The following is a 20336-nucleotide window of genomic DNA, read 5'->3' as shown; positions in this document are numbered from 1 at the left end:
GCGATCTGCGGCCAGACCACTCTGTAAAGGGTAAAGGAGGCTCGTTCAGCCCATGACCATTTATCAAAACCTGATCGCCGGCGAATGGACCGGCGCCGATGCCGTCGAAAACATCAATCCGTCGGATACGAAGGAGGTCGTCGGCCTCTACGCCAGCGGCTCCGCCGCCGACACCAGGAACGCGATCGCCGCCGCCAAGGCCGCCTTCCCGGCCTGGTCGCGTTCCGGCATCTGGGAACGCCACGTCATCCTGAAGAAGGCCGGCGACGAGATCATGGCGCGCAAGGACGAACTCGGCGCACTGCTTGCCCGCGAAGAAGGCAAGACACTGCCCGAAGCCATCGGCGAGACGATCCGCGCCTCGCAGATCTTTGAATTCTTCGCAGGCGAGGCGTTGCGCCTGGCCGGCGAAGTCGTACCCTCCGTGCGTCCGAACATCGGCGTCGAGATCACCCGCGAGCCGCTTGGCGTCATCGGCATCATCACGCCCTGGAACTTCCCGATCGCGATCCCCGCCTGGAAGATCGCCCCGGCGCTCTGCTACGGCAACACCATCGTCTTCAAGCCGGCCGAACTCGTGCCTGGCTGCTCCTGGGCGATCGTCGACATCCTCAACCGTGCAGGCCTGCCGAAGGGCGTGCTGAACCTCGTCATGGGCAAGGGCTCGATCGTCGGCCAGACGATGCTCGACAGCCCCGACCTTGCCGGCATCACCTTTACCGGCTCCGTCGGCACCGGCAAGCGCGTCGCGGTTTCCTCGATCGAGCATAATCGCAAGATTCAGCTCGAAATGGGCGGCAAGAACCCGATGGTCGTCCTCGATGACGCCGATCTTTCCGTCGCCGTCGAAGCAGCGGCCAACTCGGCCTTCTTTTCGACCGGCCAGCGCTGCACGGCATCGTCTCGCCTGATCGTGACGGAAGGCATCCACGACAGGTTCGTGGCGGCTATGACCGAGAAGCTGAAGACCCTGAACGTCGATCACGCTTTGAAGACCGGCACGCATATCGGCCCGGTCGTCGACGAGCGGCAGCTCAAGACCGACACCGATTACATCGAGATCGGCAAAAAGGAAGGCGCCAAGCTTGCCTTTGGCGGCGAACTGATTTCGCGTGACACACCCGGTTTCTACCTGCAGCCGACGCTGTTTACCGAAGCGACCAACCAGATGCGCATTTCCCGCGAGGAAATCTTCGGACCTGTGGCATCGGTCATCCGCGTCAAGGATTACGACGAGGCGCTGGCTGTCGCCAACGACACGCCGTTCGGCCTGTCGTCGGGCATCGCGACCACCAGTCTCAAGCATGCGACGCACTTCAAGCGCAATGCCGAAGCCGGCATGGTCATGGTCAACCTGCCGACCGCCGGCGTCGACTTCCATGTTCCCTTCGGCGGACGAAAGGGCTCGTCCTACGGCTCGCGCGAGCAGGGCAAATACGCCGCCGAATTCTTCACAACCGTCAAGACCGCCTACACCTTGGCGTAACGACATCATCGGCTTTCGGGTCGCTCGAGGCGACCTGGAAGCCGTGAAGGACAGAGACTATGAAAAAGAAAGCTGAATGGCCGCGTAAGCTGCGGTCGCAGGAATGGTACGGCGGCACGAGCCGAGACGTCATCTATCACCGCGGCTGGCTGAAGAACCAAGGGTATCCGCACGACCTGTTCGACGGACGGCCGGTTATCGGCATCCTCAACACCTGGTCGGATCTGACGCCGTGCAACGGTCATTTGCGAGAGCTCGCCGAGAAGGTGAAGGCGGGCGTATGGGAGGCAGGCGGCTTCCCGGTCGAGGTGCCGGTGTTCTCGGCATCCGAAAACACCTTTCGTCCGACCGCAATGATGTATCGCAACCTTGCCGCGCTCGCGGTGGAGGAGGCGATCCGCGGCCAACCCATCGATGGTTGCGTGCTGATGGTCGGATGCGACAAGACCACACCGTCGCTTCTCATGGGCGCAGCTTCCTGCGACTTGCCCTCGATCGTCGTCACGGGCGGGCCGATGCTGAACGGCTATTTCCGCGGTGAACGCGTCGGCTCAGGCACGCATCTGTGGAAGTTTTCCGAAATGGTGAAGGCTGGCGAGATGACGCAGGCCGAGTTCCTCGAGGCGGAGGCCTCGATGAGCCGTTCGTCGGGGACCTGCAACACCATGGGTACCGCCTCCACCATGGCTTCCATGGCCGAGGCGCTGGGCATGGCGCTTTCCGGCAACGCCGCGATCCCGGCGGTCGATTCCCGCCGCAAGGTCATGGCGCAGCTCACCGGCCGGCGTATCGTTCAGATGGTTAAGGACGATCTGAAGCCCTCTGACATCATGACGAAGGAGGCCTTCGAGAACGCCATCCGCACCAATGCGGCCATCGGCGGATCGACCAACGCCGTCATCCACCTGCTCGCCATGGCCGGCCGGGTCGGCGTCGATCTTTCGCTGGACGATTGGGACCGATGCGGACGCGAGGTGCCGACCATCGTCAACCTGATGCCGTCTGGCAAGTATCTTATGGAGGAGTTCTTCTATGCCGGCGGCCTGCCGGTGGTGCTGAAGCGCCTCGGCGAGGCGGGCCTCCTGCACAAGGACGCGCTGACGGTATCCGGCGAAACCATGTGGGATGAGGTCAAGGACGTCGTCAACTGGAACGAAGATGTGATCCTGCCTGCCGAAAAGGCGCTGACCTCTTCGGGCGGCATCGTCGTGCTGCGCGGCAATCTGGCGCCGAAGGGCGCGGTGCTGAAGCCTTCGGCCGCCTCCCCGCACCTGATGGTGCACCGAGGCAGGGCGGTCGTGTTCGAGGACATCGACGACTACAAGGCCAAGATCAACGACGACAGCCTCGACATCGACGAAACCTGCGTCATGGTCATGAAGAACTGTGGACCAAAGGGCTATCCGGGCATGGCCGAGGTCGGCAACATGGGCCTGCCGCCCAAGGTGCTCAAGAAGGGCATCACCGACATGGTGCGCATCTCCGACGCCCGCATGTCCGGAACGGCCTACGGCACCGTCGTGCTGCACACCTCCCCGGAAGCGGCGGTCGGCGGGCCGCTCGCGGTGGTGAAAAACGGCGACATGATCGAGATGGACGTGCCGAACCGTCGTCTGCATCTCGACATTTCCGAGGAAGAGATGGCCCGGCGGCTCGCCGAATGGCAGCCGAACCATGATCTGCCGACGTCTGGCTATGCGTGGCTGCACCAGCAGCATGTCGAAGGGGCTGATACCGGGGCCGACCTCGACTTCCTCAAGGGATGTCGCGGAAACGCGGTCGGCAAGGACAGCCATTAGCTGGCGCATCCACGAATGCAAATCGATGAGCAGGCGGGGTCAAGCCCCGCCTTTTTCATTGGTCGGTTGGAAAAGGGCTCACAAGCTGATCAGCGCCGTGTCGCCGACTGCCATGACGGCGCCAATCCATGCGCGCACGCACCATCCAGCTCGAGGTTTTCGCTGAAATCTGGCCGAGCGCCGCACCGGCTGGGTCAAGCCGCAAATGCCGATCGAGGCCGGCTATGGCCAGCTTACATCAACACGGTCTTACAAGCCATAACGGTGCCGATCTGGATTTCCCGCTCGGCCCGCGCAGCTAGAAGATCCAATCGACCAAGCAGCCCTGAGGCCAAACAGCCACCAGCCTCCACCAGCATCAAAGGCGGGGCGAAAACTCCGCCTATTTCTTGCGAACCGGCACTTCTTTCGGAACGTTCTCGTCTCGCCGCCGTTACCGCGGTAGGGAGGGAACCATGCCTGAAGTGCAAAAATTGATTGTGCTCAGTGCCTTCAACAAGGACGAGCACGGTACCCTGATTCCGGCATTCGAGCCCCGGCAGATGAAGAGGGAAGAAACCGCCGTCTATATCGCCCAGACGCTCGCCAAGGATTATGATGGGGTGGTCGTCTGGTGCAGCGAGAAAAACCATGCCATCGGCGAACAAGGCCCGTCGGTGATCCTGTTCCGGTCCGGTCTTGTGCCGGAATTAGAGTAGCCACAGGCTTTTATCGTATCAAAGCTCCGGGGCGGGCGAGGCAGGATGACCGTTTACTCCGTCAGGCACATTACGCATTATTCCTACAAACGGCCTGTTGCCTTTGGCCAGCACCGCGTGCTTTTCCGCCCGCGGGACAGCTTCGACCAGCGCCTTCTGGATGCAACGATGACGATCGATCCGGAGCCGGCAGAAATCCGCTGGATACACGACGTCTTCGGGAACTGTATTGCGCTCGTGGATATAGACCGGCCGGCGGATCAGTTGCGGTTCGAGACCAATATTCGCCTCGACCACACGCCGCAGGTGCCGCTCGATCTCGAAATCGATCGAAAGGCGTTGACCTATCCTTTTTCCTACGACGACGAGGAAATGACGGACCTTTCCTGCACGATCACGCGCCACTACGAGGATCCGGGTGGTGCGGTCGCACACTGGGCGCATCAGTTCGTCGGAACAAGCTCGTCGGGCCAGACAGGCCACGTCCTGATGACCCTCTGCTATGCGATCCACGAGAGTTTCGTCTATGCCCGCCGCTCTGAACATGGAACGCAGCCGCCGATCCAGACGCTGATGATGCGGCAGGGAACTTGCCGCGACTTTGCCCTGCTGATGATGGAAGCGGCGCGTTCGCTTGGCCTCGCCGCCCGTTTCGTAACCGGCTATATCTACGTGCCGGATCGCGACGGCTCAACGACGCTCGGCGGCGGCTCGACGCATGCCTGGTGCCAGGTTTATCTTCCGGGCGCCGGCTGGGTGGAATTCGATCCCACGAACGGCATCGTCGGCAATCACGATCTGATCCGCGTCGGCGTTGCGCGCGATCCTCGACAGGCGGTTCCGCTCTGGGGCAGCTATGACGGAGCGGCGGACGATTTCGACGACCTGGTTGTGCAGGTCAATGTCACCACCGAACAGTAAAATATGGGAAGGGCCGCTTCCCTGTGGAACTGAAAGGTTCTCCTGGCGTTCTTTGATGGCCTGCGGGCTTGCTGAACGAAGGAGCTTCCATGAAGATTCGCGCTGGTTTCACGATCGGCTATGAATGTGTGCAGCCAACGCCAATGCTTCTCGTCCTCAACGTCCATCCTTCGCGGCGTCCCGACCTCCTGACGGATCAGGTGCTGTCGTTCAGCCAGCCGATCGTGGCATGGAACTACACGGATAGTTTTGGGAATTCCTGCACGCGCATCGTCGCACCAGCTGGACTGACCACGATTTCGACCGCGTTCGAGATCTATGACAGCGGCCAGCCGGATACAGTGCCGCTCGATGCGCCGCAACACGAGATAAAGGACCTGCCAGACGAAGTGCTCGTTTTCCTTCTCGGCAGCCGTTACTGCGATACGGACCGGTTGAGCGATTTCGCCTGGGCAACGTTCTCGAACACTAAACCCGGTTGGCCGCGGGTACAGGCCATTGCCGATTTCGTGCACGGCCATATCGAATTCGACTATCTGAAAGCCGATCTACTGCGTACCGCGCATGGTGGCTATTGCGACAAGACCGGCGTCTGCCGCGACTTCGCGCATCTTGCCGTAACGCTCTGCCGCTGCCTGAATATACCAGCGCGCTATTGCACAGGATATCTCGGCGATATCGGCGTGCCGCCCGATCCTGCGCCAATGGATTTCAGTGCCTGGTTCGAAGTCTATCTGGGCGGCCATTGGCATACGGTCGATGCCCGGCACAACGTTCCGCGCATCGGCCGCATACTGATGGGAACCGGCCGCGATGCGACGGATGTGGCCATCTCGACCGCTTTCGGCCCGGCTGTATTGAAGCAGTTCGATGTCGTGACAGAAGAGGTGTCCGGCGATAACGGGGCCATCACCTGAACATTTTCACGATCAGCGGAAATCCCGAGCGGTGAGCGTCAGATTATTTCCGCGCCGATTTGCATAGGCTCTGGCGGCTGCTTCCTGGATCGTAGAGCGCGCGGCGTCAAAGGCATTGAGACAGGCAAGCTCCGAAGCGTTCGCCGCAGCGGATTGTCCAAGCGCGGCTGCTTCGACGAGAAACCTGATTTCGAACATGCCGTCGTAGCCGGTAAAGCGTACAGCCTTCCTCGTTTCGTCGAAAGTACGGCTTCGGTTGGGAAAGATGAGCGTCATTCGGCTAGTCCTCCAAATGAGCGCGGTCAGCGCGAAGAGCTGCAGCGATCAGATCGCATTCAAAAGTGTGAGCGCGCAGTTGCTGATTGAAATCGACGAGCTGTTCTGTCGCCAGCGAGCATGGTTCTCCCCGCAGTAAAACACCCGCAATATGGGCTTCCTGCGCCGCGATGTGCTTTCTGTCGTCCGCCACGCGCCGGCGGGAAAGCTCGAGATCTTTCGAAGAATAAGCCATAGCTTATTATAGCACGGCTTTAAGCCGAAATCTAAGTAACGCCAAAATGAAAATCTTTCGATCTTCTCTTTGCGAATAGTTTAAGCCACGCTTGCCATCAGCTTTGGCTTTGCATCTGGCCCTGATCTTCGACCTTGACCAAGACCGAGAGTTTCTCGCCCGGCGTGCCGATGCGCATGCCGGAAACCGGGGCTGCGTCGCGGTAGCATAGGCCGGAAGCGACGCGGACGTAGCGGGCGTCGGGGCAGATGTCGTTTGCCGGATCGAAGCCGACCCAGCCGAGGCCAGGAATGTGCGCTTCGCCCCAAGCGTGCGTCGCGGCCTGCTCGGCCTTCCCCTCCATCATCAGGTAGCCGGAGACATAGCGCGTGGGCACCTGCAGTGCGCGAGCCGCCGAAACGAAGATGTGGGCATGATCCTGGCAAACGCCGCTCTTCTTCTCCATTGCCTGTTCGGCGGTCGTGTCCGTGTTGCTGGTTCCCGGCTTGTAGTCGACCGCTTCGTGAATGGCCCCCATCAGCGCGTGCATCAGCGCGAGCTCATTGTCCCCGTTTACGGTCCGTATGAGTTCCCTGATGAGCCTGCCGGGCTTGGTGCGCGGCGTGTCGCGCAGGAACAGCCAAAGCGGGCAAAAGCCTGTATGCGGGCCTGTCACTCCATGACGATCTTCGGTTTCCACTTCACCCTCGGCGACGATGCGCGTCACCTGCTGTTCGCCTTGCAGCGAGACGAGGTTCACATGGTTGCCGAACTGGTCGTCATACTCCACCTCGGGCTTGGCGCCTTCGACATGTAACGACCAGTTCAAAACGTTCTGACCAAAGGCTGAGGGTGGTGTCAGGCGCAGCCGCTGCAGCGAGAACTGCGACGGCTCGTCGTAGTGGTATTCGGTGACATGGCTAATCTTCAGTCTCATCTCATGCCCCGCTTATACGTAGAACCGATAGCCGTCGGAAATTTCCATGCCCAGCTGGTTGTTGCGATTGACGAAATCCTCAAGGAATTCGTGCAGCCCCTGGTCCATGACGTCTTTGATCTGCCTCGTTTGCAATGAGGTCCGGATGGCGTCGGCGGTATCGTGGGCCGACAGGCGTTCACCGCCGTAACTTCTCGATATGTAGCCGAGGTTGCTGACGATCTTTTCGTAGCAGTAGGCTAGCGACCGCGGCATCTGGCCATTCAAGATCAGGAAGTCGGCGATATTGGCCGCCTTATACTCCTCATCATAGGCCCAGCTATAGGAACGGTGCGCTGAAACCGAACGCAGGATCGATTCCCACTGCACATTGTCGATCGAGGACCCCACCTGCGAGATGGATGGCAGCAGCACGTAGTACTTCACGTCGAGAATGCGGCTCGTATTGTCCGCCCGCTCGATGAAGGTGCCGATGCGCGCGAAGTTATAGAGCTCGTTTCTTAGCATCGAGCCATGAAAAGCCCCGCGGATAAGGCCCGCGCGCCGCTTGATGACATCGATGACCTCGGGCATTTCGGCCGCCTTGAGGCGCTTGGAAAGCAGGGCCTTGAGCTCGATCCAGCATTCGTTGGTCGCCTCCCAGGTCTCGCGCGTCAGAGCCGTGCGAACCATGCGGGCGTTATTGCGGCCGGAATCGATGCACGACATCACGCTCGAAGGGTTCGAATGATCGCGCAGCAGATAGTCGATCGCATCGACCCTGGTGAGTTTGGCATGCCCTTCGTCGTAGGCTTCGCGGACACCCGCACTCTGCAGCACGCCATCCCAGTCGTCGTCACCTGTGCCGCTTCGGGTCAGCGACATGCGCAGGCCGGCATCGATAAGACGCGCGATATTCTCGGCGCGCTCGATGTAACGGAACATCCAGTAGAGTCCGTTTGCAGTTCTTCCGAGCATCAATCCTCCAATACCCAAGTGTCTTTGGTACCGCCGCCCTGGCTCGAATTGACGACCAGCGAGCCCTGCTTCAGCGCAACGCGGGTCAAGCCGCCCGGAATGATCTGCACCTTGTCGGAAACCAGCACATAGGGCCGCAGGTCCACATGGCGCGGTGCGATGCCCTTGTTGACGAGGATCGGGACCGTGGAAAGCGAGAGCGTCGGCTGGGCGATGTAGTTGTTCGGCCGGGCCTTCAGCTTTTCGGCAAAATCGGCCCGCTCCTTCTTCGAGGCCGTCGGGCCGACCAGCATGCCGTAGCCGCCGGAGCCATGCACCTCTTTCACGACGAGTTCTTCGAGGTGTTCCAGCACATATTTCAGGCTGTCGGCCTCCGAGCAGCGCCAGGTCGGCACGTTTTCGAGAAGCGCCTTCCGGCCGGTATAGAACTCGACGATCTCCGGCATGTAGGAATAGATCGCCTTGTCGTCGCAGATGCCGGTGCCTGGCGCATTGGCGATGGTGATGTTGCCGGAGCGGTAGACATCCATGATGCCCGGAATGCCGAGGGCGGAATCGGAACGGAATGTCAGCGGATCAAGGAAGTCGTCATCGACACGGCGATAAAGCACGTCGATCGCCTCATAGCCGCGGGTCGTGCGCATCTTCACCTTGCCGTCGATGACGCGCAGATCCGCCCCCTCGACCAGTTCCACGCCCATCATGTCGGCGAGGAACGAATGCTCGTAATAGGCGGAATTGTAGATGCCGGGAGTCAGCACGGCGACGCGCGGCTTGCCCTTGCAACCGGGAGGGGCGAGCGAGGTAAGCGATTGGCGCAGCAGATACGGGTAGTCCTCGACGCGCTGGACCTTGTTCTCATGGAAGAGTTCCGGAAACATCTGCATCATGGTTTCCCGGTTTTCCAGCATATAGCTGACGCCGGACGGCGTGCGCGCATTGTCTTCCAGCACGTAGAACTGATCCTCGCCGGTGCGCACGATGTCGGTGCCGACGATATGCGTGTAGACGCCGCCGGGCGGGCGGAAGCCGATCATCTCGGAAAGAAACGTATCGTTCTTCTCGATCAGCTCACGCGGAATGCGGCCGGCGCGGATAATTTCCTGCTTGTGGTAGATGTCGTCAAGGAAGGCATTCAGCGCAATCACGCGCTGCTCGATGCCCTGAGCGAGCTTCCGCCATTCGCGGCCGGAAATGATGCGCGGGATGATGTCGAAGGGAATGAGCTTCTCGGAGGAATCCGCATGTCCGTAAACTGCGAAGGTGATACCGGTTTTCCGGAAGATGTTTTCCGCGTCGCGAGATTTGGCAATCAGATGCGCCCGGTCCTGGGCATTGTACCACTCGAAATATTTCTCATATGGCTGACGGGGATTTTCATCCCCGGTGATCATTTCATCAAATGCCAAAGGTGTGGCTCCCCTTCTTTTTGTTCATTTGAATACAATGCAAAAGGCAATGCAAGAACCATGCACAGTTCGAAGAGCAGATTCCTAAAATCGCCCTCGGCGCCAAAAACAGCCGAAAAACCGGGCATTTAGGCGGCTGCATCGCGAGGGCCCGGACGGCCGGTCGAGCGAGCACGACCAAAAACTGGGCATGTGATTATTTTCCGCCCTCCCCTTCGAGGCAAATCGCGCCAGTGGATTTTGCGTGGAGCGCGCCCCGCAAGGGCCAATGGCTCAGCCGTGCCCCGGTCCGCCTGCATTGACGATATCTTCGTCGATCACGGCAAGCGCCCGGTTCAGATGTCCTTCGAAGACGAGGTTCTGCTCGTCAGCGACCACGCGCAATTCCGGCATTCCTTCCATGCGCACTGTATGCGATTGCCCAAGGCCCTCCTCAATCCCCTGCCGCAGCAGATCGTAGTAGCGCGTGCCCGGGCCTGTGATTGCGACCGGCATTCGCTCCGTCAGGCTCAGCACGCGCGACAGCCCGTTGCCGAGCGCAAGGCCCGCCTGACGGAAGGCGAAGGCCGGCATGCGATGCCCCTGGCGGGCCTGCGCGGCGATCTTGTCGAGTTCGGCGACCGGGACGAATTTTGCCGGGATCGTATCGAGCGGCACCTCGAACGCCGTTCGAAGGATCGCATAGAATCCGGCATGCGCCTCAATGCATCCCTTGGCGCCGCAACGACAGAGACCGCCATTGGCCATGTGCAGCATATGCCCGAAATTCGGCGCCGATATCTCGTGGCCGCCATGCGGCGTGCGTCTGACAATGCCGAGGCCGATGCTGTGGCCGAGCGAGAGTGCGGCGAGCGAGCGGAAATCCTCGCCCTTTACATTCTCCTCGCGCGCGCCGAGCGCGGCGGCGACGAGCAGTGTTTCATTGTCCAGGATAATCTTCGCCTGCCATTCCGGACGCAGTGCTGATTCGAAATCGATCTGTTCGCTGCCGAAGATCGGCGACCAGACGAGCACGGGCTCGAGCGAATTGACCAGCCCTTTGCTGCTGATTGAGATCAGCAAGACTTTGTTGCGGCTGATCCGGGAACGCTCCAGAATACGTGACAGACCCGCCTTGACCGCAGCCGCAAAGCGCGCCGCCCCGGCAGGGTCATGCGAACGTTCCTCACTGAAGCGATCGATCAGCTTGCCGGCATAATCCACCAGCGAATACTGCACGGCATCCGACGAGATGATGACCACGATCAGATAGCCGCAGTCCCGTCGCTGCCGGAAAAGCACGCGTGGCCGTCCTCTTCCGCTTGCCGCCTGGTGCTCCGATTTCTCGATGATCTGCGCCTTTTCGAGATCGGCGGTGATCGCAGAAACCGTTGCGGAGGAGAGGCGCGTGTAGTCGGAAATCTCGGTATGCGCCACCGCGCCGTGGCGGCGGAGAGCGGATAGCACCAGCACGCTATTCCTCTGCCGGACCAGCTCCGTGCTCGATTTGGTCAGCATGAATGCCGCCCTCTCCCCGTATTCCGCCCCGCTTTCACACCGAATCTCCAGCCGCTTTTTCGCAAGGGAATTTAGCCGATAGTCCGGTGTTGACAGTTGAAAAAATCTCTGACACTAAATTTCTCGACTGTCGAGAAAATAATTCATGGATTTCTGGACAGCGATCCGCGGCGGCCGGAAGAATCATTCGGGCTGGGTCGACCGCAATTCATTCGGGAGGACAAAATGAAGTCTATTTTGAAGCTGATGGCCGGCACGGCCATCCTCATTTCCGTGCACACGGCGGCTATGGCTGCTGATCTCGTCGTCGGCGTTTCCTGGTCGAATTTCCAGGAAGAGCGCTGGAAGACCGACGAAGCCGCCATCAAGAAAGCCCTCGAAGCCAAGGGCGCAAAATACATCTCTGCCGACGCCCAGTCGTCTGCCGCAAAGCAGCTGACGGACGTTGAATCGCTGATCTCGCAGGGCGCGAACGCCCTCATCGTGCTTGCGCAGGACTCCGATGCCATCGCCCCGGCCATCGAAAAGGCCGCCGCCGAAGGCATCCCGGTGGTCGGCTACGACCGCCTGATCGAAAATCCGGCAGCCTTCTACATCACCTTCGATAACAAGGAAGTCGGCCGCATGCAGGCAAAGGGCGTCTTCGACGCAAAGCCTGAAGGCAATTATGTCTTCATCAAGGGTTCCTCGTCCGACCAGAACGCAGACTTCCTGTTCTCGGGCCAGATGGAAGTGCTGAAGGCCGCAGTCGACGCCGGCAAGATCAAGAATGTCGGCGAAGCCTATACCGACGGCTGGAAGCCGGAAAACGCGCAGCGCAATATGGAACAGTTCCTGACTGCCAACGATAACAAGGTCGACGCCGTTGTTGCTTCGAACGACGGCACGGCCGGTGGCGCAATCGCCGCTCTCGACGCACAGGGTCTCGCCGGATCAGTCCCGGTCTCCGGCCAGGACGCCGACAAGGCAGCACTCAACCGCGTCGCCCTCGGCACCCAGACGGTCTCGGTCTGGAAGGACTCGCGCGAGCTCGGCAAGCGCGCTGCTGAAATCGCCCTCGATCTCGCCGCCGGCAAGACCATGGACAAAATCGAAGGCGTTGAGACCTTCAACGGCGGCCCGAAGGGCGTCGCCATGCAGTCCGTCTTCCTAAAGCCGCTGCCGATCACCAAGGACAACCTCAACGTCGTCATCGACGCCGGCTGGATCAGCAAGGCGGAAGCCTGCCAGGGCGTCAAAGCCGGTTCGGTCGCTGCCTGCAACTAAATCGCTACCGCCAGGTTGAAAACACTGCCGGCGCCGCAACGGCAAACCGTTGCGGCGCCGGATGCGGATCGAAACCCGGCGCCAGCCCAGGTAGCGACCGCTGATCGAGCGCCATTACCCATCCCGACCCGATGCCGTCATGGCTGCTCAGCCGGATCTGCAGAGATCGGTGATGGTGATAGTTTAAGAACTGGGCATAAGTGGCGGCGGTTGACTAAGAAGAGGCCCGCAGCCTGCCCAAACGATGGGGGAACGGCAAACCCATGGCCGAAACGGTACATTCCACGACTTCCAACGGGCCGCGCAACGCGGAAGCCAATCCTGTGGCGCGCTTCTTCCGCGCGACGGAGATCGACACCCGCCTTCTCGGCATGGTCGGCGCGCTGCTGATCATCTGGATCGGCTTCCAGATCATGACGGGCGGCCTCTTCCTGACGCCGCGCAACCTCTGGAACCTCTCGGTCCAGACCTCGTCCGTCGCCGTCATGGCGACCGGCATGGTGCTGGTGATCGTCACCCGCAACATCGACCTTTCCGTCGGCTCTATGCTCGGCTTCTGCGGTATGGTGATGGGCGTCTTGCAGGCGCAGGTGCTGCCGCAATATCTCGGCTTCAACAGTCCCGCAACCTGGATCATCACGCTTGCTGCCGGCCTCATCGTCGGCGGATCGATCGGCATGCTCCAGGGCATGATCATCGCCTTCCTGAACGTGCCGTCCTTCATCGTCACCCTCGGCGGGCTTCTGGTCTGGCGCGGTGCCACCTGGTTCGTCACCAGCGGCCAGACCGTCGCGCCGATGGATATCAATTTCCGCATCATGGGCGGCGGCACGGACGGCTCGATCGGCGCCACGTGGAGCTGGATCGTCGGCGTCATCGCCTGCCTCGCTATCATTGCCAGCATCATCAATTCCCGCCGCCAGCGCCGGCGCTTCGGCTTCCCGCGGCGCCCGCTTTGGGCCGAATACTTTCTCTCGGCCCTCGGCTGCGTGCTCGTGCTCGGTGCCATTGCCGTCGCCAACAATTATTACTGGCCGACAAACATCGCCAAGAGATATGCGGAGGCAAACAGCATTCCCTGGCCGGAGTCCGGCCTCGATATTCCCTACGGCATTGCCGTGCCGGTTCTGATCGCCGTCATCGTCGGCGCGATCATGACCTTCGTTGCGACGCGCCTGCGCTTCGGCCGCTACGTCTTTGCCATCGGCGGCAACCCGGAGGCAGCCGAGCTCGCCGGCATCAAGACCCGCTGGGTCACAGTACGCATCTTCGCGCTCATGGGCCTGCTCTGCGCCATCGCGGGGGCGATCTCGACCGCCCGCCTCAATGCCGCGACGAACGCGCAGGGCGAGCTGGACGAACTCTATACCATCGCCGCTGCCGTCATCGGCGGCACGTCGCTTGCGGGCGGCACTGGCACCATCGCCGGCGCCATGCTCGGCGCGCTCGTCATGCAGTCGCTGCAGTCCGGGATGGTACTGCTCGGAATCGACAGTCCGCTCCAGAGAATCGTTGTCGGTGTAGTCCTAGTCGTCGCCGTTTGGCTCGACACGGTTTATCGCGCCCGCGCCAAGTAAGAGGAGTCCAAACCATGACATACCAAAGCACTCCCCTTGTGGAATTGAAAAACATCTCCATCTCCTTCGGCGGCATCCACGCCGTCGACAACGCCTCGGTAGACCTCTACCCCGGCGAAGTCGTCGCCCTCCTCGGTCATAACGGCGCCGGCAAGTCGACGCTGATCAAGATTCTTTCCGGTGCCTACAAGCGCGACGGCGGCGACATCCTGATCAACGGGGAACCCGCCGACATCCGCAACCCGCGCGATGCGAAAAAATATGGCATCGAGACGATCTACCAGACGCTCGCCGTTGCCGATAACGTCGATGCCGCTGCAAACCTTTATCTCGGCCGCGAGATCCGAACGAAGTGGGGCACGCTTGACGACGTCGCCATGGAGGCCTCGGCCCGCGAGGTGATGGGGCGCCTCAACCCGAACTTCAAGCGCTTCAAGGAGCCGGTAAAGGCGCTTTCGGGAGGCCAGCGGCAGTCGGTGGCGATCGCCCGCGCGATCCTCTTCAACGCCCGCATACTGATCATGGACGAGCCGACGGCAGCCCTTGGTCCCCAGGAAACGGCGCAGGTCGGCGAGCTCATCAAACAGCTGAAGAAGGAAGGCATCGGCATCTTCCTCATCAGCCACGACATCCATGATGTCTTCGACCTCGCCGACCGCGTCTCGGTCATGAAGAATGGCCAGGTCGTCGGCCACGCCCGCACCGAGGACGTCACCAAGGACGAAGTGCTCGGCATGATCATCCTTGGCAAGGTGCCGCCAAAGGCGATCCCCGGCCCCGGCGCCATGCAGGTCTGAACGGATAGACCCGTGAACACCAAAGCCCGCCGCTCGCAAGAACGGCGGACTTTTCAATTTTGGAGATTGAAGCGCATGGCAACCTAGGCTAAGAACCTGCCATCGGACAGGCGATTCAAACCGCCTCAGGCATGCACCCGTAGCTCAGCTGGATAGAGTGTTGGATTCCGATTCCAAAGGTCACAGGTTCGAATCCTGTCGGGTGCGCCAATTTTCCCATGTCCATACCGGAGACATAGGTAACAAAACGTACCTAAGACATGGGTGACAACCTCGTGCCGAACGGGTTGTCGATGGTTTGCAAAGTTCTCTGCTCCAGATCGATATATCCCAGATCATAATGCATGAAGCTTGCTTCACCAAAAGCTCCCTGATCTTCCTGGCACCCCAATGCGGCTTGCTCTTCTTGCACGAGACGATCATCGCCTCAACCGGCTCAGGCAGCTGGTTGGCATACCGCACCGGCCGTCGAGACCGATCCGTCAGCGCCTCCAGGCCGTCGTCCTTATAGCGATTGAAGATTTTGTAGCCGGTCTTGCGCGAGATGCCGAATGCACGGCACACATCGCTCATGCCTCTTCGCCCTCTAGCAGCCGGGCGACAAATCGTAGACGTTCCTCCATCACCGAAGTCTCTTTCCACGGCATCAACACCTCCCGCCAAAAAACGAAAAGTGTTACCCATGTCTCCGGTACGAAACGTCACCTATCTCTCAGGTCGGGCACCAGTGTCCATTCCGAACTCGTATGGCGAAGAAAGGACCTTCCGATTCTTGAGAACTCCTGTTTCGCCCGAAACTGGTCGATCGGTCGTCTAGAGCGATCCGAAGGAAATTCGCCGAAATTGGACACTAATCTGGTCAATGAGCGTTCGGATTTACAATCCAAACCGAACGTCCCGGACGTGAGACTGTGGTTATCCAGCCATCCATTTGCACCTGGGAGCCGAACAAAGCGGACAATAATCAAGCACGATCATGCCCGATTGGTGGTTTAAGAGCCGCCGGGCTCATTGCGATCGCGCGCGCCCAGGCATCTTCGGGCAGCAGGCCCGCATGCGCTCGGGAACTGGATCGCTAACGAAGTACGGGAATTCACGAGTGCCAACTTTTTACATTGGACGTCGAATGCGGGTCCTATTGGCGCTAAGCAGACCTGTGCTGCAAGCACACTTTGTAGAAATCAATAGGCGTAACAAGGGCCTAGCGGTGCCCAGTTTCATCCTCTCCGGCGCGCCAATCGGGATGTACATTCCATAGTCGTGTAGCGCGACGTCCGGTTTTGACCCAATTCCAGACCTTCCGGTGCATGCACAGCAAAGGGCCTTGCGGCGATACAATGCCTCCGACTTCTGCTACGGTGCATTCCTCGGGCGTAAGTGGTCTTAAGGAACGCCGTCGTGGATCGCAAGCTTGCTGCCGTTCTTGCTGCCGACGTGGTGGGCTACTCCGGGCTGATGGAGCGTGACGGCCAAGCAGGCGGCCGACGCGCGCATGTGGGCCGGCGTCCATTTTCGCTCCGATGTGGTTGCGGGCCAAAAGATCGGTGAGGGTGTGGCCGAGCAGGTCATAGCGTTCGCGGTTCCACCGCCCCAGCGGTGGGCGCAACGCTCGCCTCCGATTGGGGGCTCCTTAGCCCAGAGCTATCGGAAAAAAGTGGCCGAAGCGCACGGGGGAGAGTCGGATTGTCAACCGAGCATGTAGAGCGGCGACTTACGGCCATTCTAGCGGCCGACATCTCCGGCTACAGCCGGCTGATGGGCAACGACGAGGAAGGTACGCTCGCCCAGCTGAAGGCGCATCGGCGTGCTCTGGTCGACCGAAAGATCAACGAACACCGCGGGCGGATTGTCAAGACCACCGGCGATGGGATGCTGGTCGAGTTCGCGAGTGTGGTCGAGGCCGTGCGCTGCGCCGTCGAGATCCAGCGCGGCATGGCGGAGCGCAATGTCGCGGTGCCGGCAGGACAACGTATCGAGTTCCGCGTCGGCATCAACGTCGGCGACATCATCATCGAGGATGACGACATTTTCGGGGATGGCGTCAACGTGGCGGCGCGCCTGGAGGGGCTCGCGGAGCCCGGCGGCATCTGCGTATCGGGCCGCGTGCAGGAAGACGCGCAAGGCAAGCTCGACATTGCCTTTGAGGATATCGGCGAACAGAAGCTCAAGAACATCGCTCGGCCGGTGCGCGCCTTTCGCGTGCGGCTCGACGCCACGGCCGCTCCGGCCACCGCCGGCTGGCGCCGGGGATTGTTCGCCGCTCTGGCTCTGATGATTTTGCTTACTGCAGGCGCGCTGTGGGCCGGTCTTGGCTCTGAGTGGAAATTTCTCAGCATTCTGCGCTCCGGCGATCAATTCACAAAAAGTGCTGAAGTCGGCACAAAACCCGCGATCGCCATTCTCCCGTTCCTGAACCAGAGCGACGATTCGGCTCGTGAGTATTTCGCGGATGGATTGACGCAGGATATCATCAACGCACTGGGTCGGTTCTCCGCGCTGACCGTGATGTCGTGGAACGCTGTCTTCCCCTACAAGGGAAAGCCCGCAAGCCCGGAGGAGATCGGCCGCGGTCTCGCCGTCGGCTATCTGGTCGAAGGCAGCGTCCGCCAGACCGGCGATCGCGTGCGGGTCATCGCGCAACTCGTCGACACAAGGCAGGGTCGGGTGATTTGGTCTGCACGCTTCGAGGAGGCGCTGGCGGACGTGTTCGCGCTGCAGGACAACATTGTCACTCGCATCGTCAGAGCCCTGGCGATTCGCGTGACGCAGATCGAACAAAATCGGGTGTTCGCAAAGCCAACCGAAAATCTCGCAGCCTATGATTACGTGCTGCGCGCCAGGCCGGCATTGCAGCGCCCGACGCACGCAAACAATGTGGAGGCGCGCGCCATGCTCAGACGCGCCATCGAGCTTGACCCGAACTACGCTGCTGCCTACGCGGCACTTGCCGAAACCTATCACCTTGCCAGCTCGATGGGCTGGGCGGAATCGCCAACCGCCTTCCTGAGCCGTGCCGAGGAACTGGCAATCAAGGCGCTGAGCCTTGATGATTCCGACGTGCGCGCGCGCATCACTCTCGGCCACATCCACCTCTTTCGTCAGAGATACAACCAGGCAGAGGTTGAGATCGAGCGCGCCATTGCGATCAATCCGAACGATGCTCACGGCCTCGCCGGGCGCGGCACCATCCTGTTGTGGCTGGGACAGACGGATGGGGCGATCGAGGCCTTGGAGCAGGCGCAGCATATCGACCCCGATCTCAATGCGATCGATCGCTTTGCGCTGAGCCTGGCCTATTATCTGAAACGGCGTTACGACGCGGCGATCGAACAGGCGGAACTTAATCTTCGAACAAACGCAGGCGCGAACTTCAGCCGTATTCTACTGGCGGCCGCCTATGCACAACACAACCGAGCGGAGGACGCTGCGCGTGTCGTGACGATGATACGCCGCATCGACCCAACCTTCGACCCGCAGGAGTTCGGAACCAAGTTTCTAAACTCTGGCGATCTCGAACATCTGCGCGACGGATTCCGCAAGGCCCGCCTCTACCCCGTTACAGGCGACCTGCCACCGGCCGAGAGAATGAACCGCTAATGTCGTGGAAGTAGCGCGCGGTTCTGGTTGGCCTTCGCGATGTTCGCAGCAAGGTCCTCCTGGAAGAGCGTGGGTCCCATCGGGGCCGGCTTGCCGAAAATATAAAGCTTGCCGTCGCTGATCAGCCAGTTCTCCGGGTTGGCTTCGTCGAGCTCGCCCATGGCCAGCGCCATTGCACAATAATTTCCGAACTGCGGCGCGTAGCGAACAGGATCGGCCTTGAAAAGCTCGCGATGCTCGGCGCTCGCGAAGAGGTAGCGGTGCTCGTCCCATTCGTACTCGATCTCCGGCAGCCCTTGCGTGGGGCTTCCGGTGGTGAAATAGGCGACCGGGTCATAACCCTTGATCGCCAGCGGAACCGCTTCCGTGGCAAAAGAGGGCATCGAGGTCGCAAACAGGGCGGCTGCGACCGCCAGAACGAGGCGAATGGCATTTCGCCGAGAGACATTGTGCATGGCGAATTCCCTGATTTGCCCTTCCCGGGCCGCAAACAGCCCCGCGGCAAACGAAGCCGTCTGCGTCATTCCGTTCAGGCACTGATTATCGCTCTTGTAGCGCTCCGCCGCAACACGCTTCGGAGATTTTTCGGGATTCGAGTGTGGTGGGGCTGGCGCCCATTGCAGGGGCGCCGGGCTCCATTCTTCGCCTGCTTTTTGGCGCGCAAGGCGGGCCTTCCACTCCGAGCGACGATCTCAGAGATCAATAGGCGCAGCAATGACATAGCGGTGCCCAGTTTCATCCTGTCCGGCGCGCCAAATTTCAACTGTCCGACCCGGAGACATAGGCAACAAAACGTACCTATCACATGGGTGACGACCTCGTGCCGAACGGGTTGTCGATGGTTTGCAAGGTTCTCTGCTCCAGGTCGATATATCCCAGATCATAATGCATGAAGCTGACGAGCCAAATGCCGTCGTCGACTTCCTTGAGCCCCAGTTTCTGGCCGGCCAGCACGGTCGATATGTTGATCTTCTTGCGATAGATGCAGATGCGGCCGCAATTGGTCACCAGCGCATCCCGATCATGGAAGGGGTAGTCGATTTCCGGCAAGCCTCGATAGAGGCGTGACGAAGCGACGTAGAGATCTGCCGGCACCTTCATGTTGAGCGCCTCGTGCGGCCGCTCCTGATTGAATTCGCTGACGGAAATACTTTATCCAGTCCTTCAGTATCCGCTTTCCGCCTGCCTGCCCCTGAGGGTGCGTGGATTCTGAATCCTGTGCAGTCGTTTTGCGAGCGCAATCGACCAGGGCGAGATGTGATCCGACTCGACTTCTCAATCGGAGACTCGTCGGCGCCTCCGGCAGAGATCGCTGGTTCTTGAAGTGGCGGACCGCAACTCAGCCGAGCGTGAAGCCGTCGCGATGATCGGTGCACCTCTCAATGATAGCGAAAAGAGACGTCGCAAAGAGGCGCTGAGATTGGGATCAGAGCCTAGACCTCATCGAACAAAGTAAAACTCCACCGTTGGCGCCCTGGGGACATCGATACCCTGAGGCCAGCCGTTCAAGGTTTGAGATCGAGCAGAGCGCGACCGCTTCCATCCATGGCGAATGGCACGGATGCATGTTGGTGGGACACCATCCAGCGGCCATCGCGCTTCACCAAGCCAAGGGTTTGACGAAACCAAAGATCGACCTCGGTGCCGTCAGTCTTAGTTCCCGTCATGCGCGTCAGACCACTCCAGAAAGCAACGTCTCCGCCGACCGTTAGCTTGGCAGCGCAAACATCGCCACCGATCGGACCTTCCCAGGTATTGAACCACGCCTGCAGGCCTGCCTCGTCCTTGCCGTGATAGACGAGCGGCGGTGCTAGCGAAAACTCGACCGAATCCTCGGTTTCGTAGGAAAGTGCGCCCTTGGCATCTTTTTCGCCGAGCGCGGAAGCGCGCATCGTCAGCATGGCGATAATCGCCTCTTCTTCGATATTGACTTTGGTTTCGTTGCTCATTGACCGTTCTCCTGTGCTGTTCAAGCAGAGGACGAACGG

The 20336-nt window shown here is 60.4% G+C and carries 16 protein-coding genes, 1 tRNA gene and 2 pseudogenes; 10 read left to right on the top strand and 9 right to left on the bottom strand.

The annotated features are described in order from the left end of the window. Positions 1-52 precede the first annotated feature (52 nt). From BLP23_RS11305 to BLP23_RS11285, 5 genes are all read left to right on the top strand, one after another. Positions 53-1486 (top strand): aldehyde dehydrogenase family protein, encoded by a 1434-nt coding sequence (locus BLP23_RS11305; protein WP_092584991.1) that lies wholly within the window; start codon positions 53-55, stop codon positions 1484-1486. Between the two features lie 59 nt (positions 1487-1545). Then, entirely contained in the window at positions 1546-3285 is a 1740-nt protein-coding gene (gene araD, locus BLP23_RS11300; RefSeq protein WP_092584990.1) for an L-arabinonate dehydratase, read from the top strand. Between the two features lie 455 nt (positions 3286-3740). Next, complete coding sequence (locus BLP23_RS11295) at positions 3741-3983, top strand: hypothetical protein (RefSeq protein WP_092584989.1); 243 nt, start codon at positions 3741-3743, stop codon at positions 3981-3983. 45 nt (positions 3984-4028) lie between these two features. Next, complete coding sequence (locus BLP23_RS11290) at positions 4029-4904, top strand: transglutaminase family protein (RefSeq protein ID WP_092584988.1); 876 nt, start codon at positions 4029-4031, stop codon at positions 4902-4904. Between the two features lie 89 nt (positions 4905-4993). Next, positions 4994-5821: a transglutaminase-like domain-containing protein gene (locus tag BLP23_RS11285; RefSeq protein ID WP_092584987.1), complete on the top strand. Its 828-nt coding sequence runs from the start codon at positions 4994-4996 to the stop codon at positions 5819-5821. A 12-nt stretch (positions 5822-5833) separates the two neighbouring features. On the opposite strand, the gene BLP23_RS11280 is transcribed toward BLP23_RS11285, so the two are convergent. From BLP23_RS11280 to BLP23_RS11255, 5 genes are all read right to left on the bottom strand, one after another. Beyond that, entirely contained in the window at positions 5834-6097 is a 264-nt protein-coding gene (locus tag BLP23_RS11280; protein WP_074069159.1) for a DUF1488 family protein, read from the bottom strand. 332 nt (positions 6098-6429) lie between these two features. Further along, the gene (locus BLP23_RS11270) at positions 6430-7248 is read right to left on the bottom strand and encodes a transglutaminase family protein (protein ID WP_092584985.1); all 819 of its coding nucleotides are present in this window, start codon (positions 7246-7248) and stop codon (positions 6430-6432) included. A 12-nt stretch (positions 7249-7260) separates the two neighbouring features. Further along, entirely contained in the window at positions 7261-8205 is a 945-nt protein-coding gene (locus BLP23_RS11265) for an alpha-E domain-containing protein (RefSeq protein ID WP_092584984.1), read from the bottom strand. After that, positions 8205-9614: a circularly permuted type 2 ATP-grasp protein gene (locus tag BLP23_RS11260; RefSeq protein ID WP_092584983.1), complete on the bottom strand. Its 1410-nt coding sequence runs from the start codon at positions 9612-9614 to the stop codon at positions 8205-8207. The genes BLP23_RS11265 and BLP23_RS11260 overlap by 1 nt, the downstream gene beginning before the upstream one ends. 273 nt (positions 9615-9887) lie before the next feature. Then, positions 9888-11111 carry an ROK family transcriptional regulator gene (locus BLP23_RS11255; RefSeq protein ID WP_092584982.1) on the bottom strand — a complete coding sequence of 408 codons (1224 nt, stop codon included), beginning with the start codon at positions 11109-11111 and terminating at the stop codon, positions 9888-9890. 225 nt (positions 11112-11336) lie between these two features. Between BLP23_RS11255 and xylF the strand changes: the two genes are divergently transcribed. The 4 genes from xylF (at position 11337) to BLP23_RS11235 (ending at position 14961) form a co-directional block, all read left to right on the top strand. Next, positions 11337-12377: a D-xylose ABC transporter substrate-binding protein gene (gene xylF / locus BLP23_RS11250; RefSeq protein WP_092584981.1), complete on the top strand. Its 1041-nt coding sequence runs from the start codon at positions 11337-11339 to the stop codon at positions 12375-12377. 263 nt (positions 12378-12640) lie between these two features. After that, positions 12641-13954, top strand: coding sequence for a sugar ABC transporter permease (locus tag BLP23_RS11245; protein WP_022717107.1), 1314 nt, complete (start codon positions 12641-12643; stop codon positions 13952-13954). 14 nt (positions 13955-13968) lie between these two features. After that, positions 13969-14751 (top strand): ATP-binding cassette domain-containing protein, encoded by a 783-nt coding sequence (locus BLP23_RS11240; RefSeq protein WP_092584980.1) that lies wholly within the window; start codon positions 13969-13971, stop codon positions 14749-14751. A 133-nt stretch (positions 14752-14884) separates the two neighbouring features. Beyond that, positions 14885-14961: transfer RNA gene (locus BLP23_RS11235), tRNA-Arg, on the top strand. Positions 14962-15102: 141 nt separating this feature from the next. Here BLP23_RS11235 and BLP23_RS11230 read toward each other — a convergent pair. Continuing rightward, positions 15103-15398 (bottom strand): annotated as a pseudogene (locus BLP23_RS11230) (helix-turn-helix domain-containing protein); the annotation flags it as partial. Positions 15399-16434: 1036 nt separating this feature from the next. Between BLP23_RS11230 and BLP23_RS11225 the strand changes: the two are divergent. After that, positions 16435-18348: an adenylate/guanylate cyclase domain-containing protein gene (locus BLP23_RS11225; protein ID WP_092584979.1), complete on the top strand. Its 1914-nt coding sequence runs from the start codon at positions 16435-16437 to the stop codon at positions 18346-18348. Here the strand turns inward: BLP23_RS11225 and BLP23_RS11220 are convergent. The 3 genes and pseudogenes from BLP23_RS11220 to BLP23_RS11210 all read right to left on the bottom strand — a co-directional run bounded on the left by BLP23_RS11220 (position 18345) and on the right by BLP23_RS11210 (position 20297). Next, positions 18345-18803 carry a YHS domain-containing (seleno)protein gene (locus tag BLP23_RS11220; RefSeq protein ID WP_092585551.1) on the bottom strand — a complete coding sequence of 153 codons (459 nt, stop codon included), beginning with the start codon at positions 18801-18803 and terminating at the stop codon, positions 18345-18347. The two genes, BLP23_RS11225 and BLP23_RS11220, sit on opposite strands and share 4 nt — an antisense overlap. Before the next feature lie 346 nt (positions 18804-19149). Next, positions 19150-19491: pseudogene (locus BLP23_RS11215) on the bottom strand (IS481 family transposase); the annotation flags it as partial. A gap of 362 nt (positions 19492-19853) precedes the next feature. Continuing rightward, positions 19854-20297, bottom strand: coding sequence for a YybH family protein (locus tag BLP23_RS11210; RefSeq protein ID WP_092584977.1), 444 nt, complete (start codon positions 20295-20297; stop codon positions 19854-19856). Positions 20298-20336: the final 39 nt, after the last annotated feature.

Source organism: Rhizobium mongolense subsp. loessense (assembly GCF_900099775.1).
Lineage (GTDB): Bacteria > Pseudomonadota > Alphaproteobacteria > Rhizobiales > Rhizobiaceae > Rhizobium > Rhizobium loessense.
The sequence above is the reverse complement of the archived record's forward strand: the minus strand, read 5'-3'. Positions and strand labels throughout refer to the sequence as shown.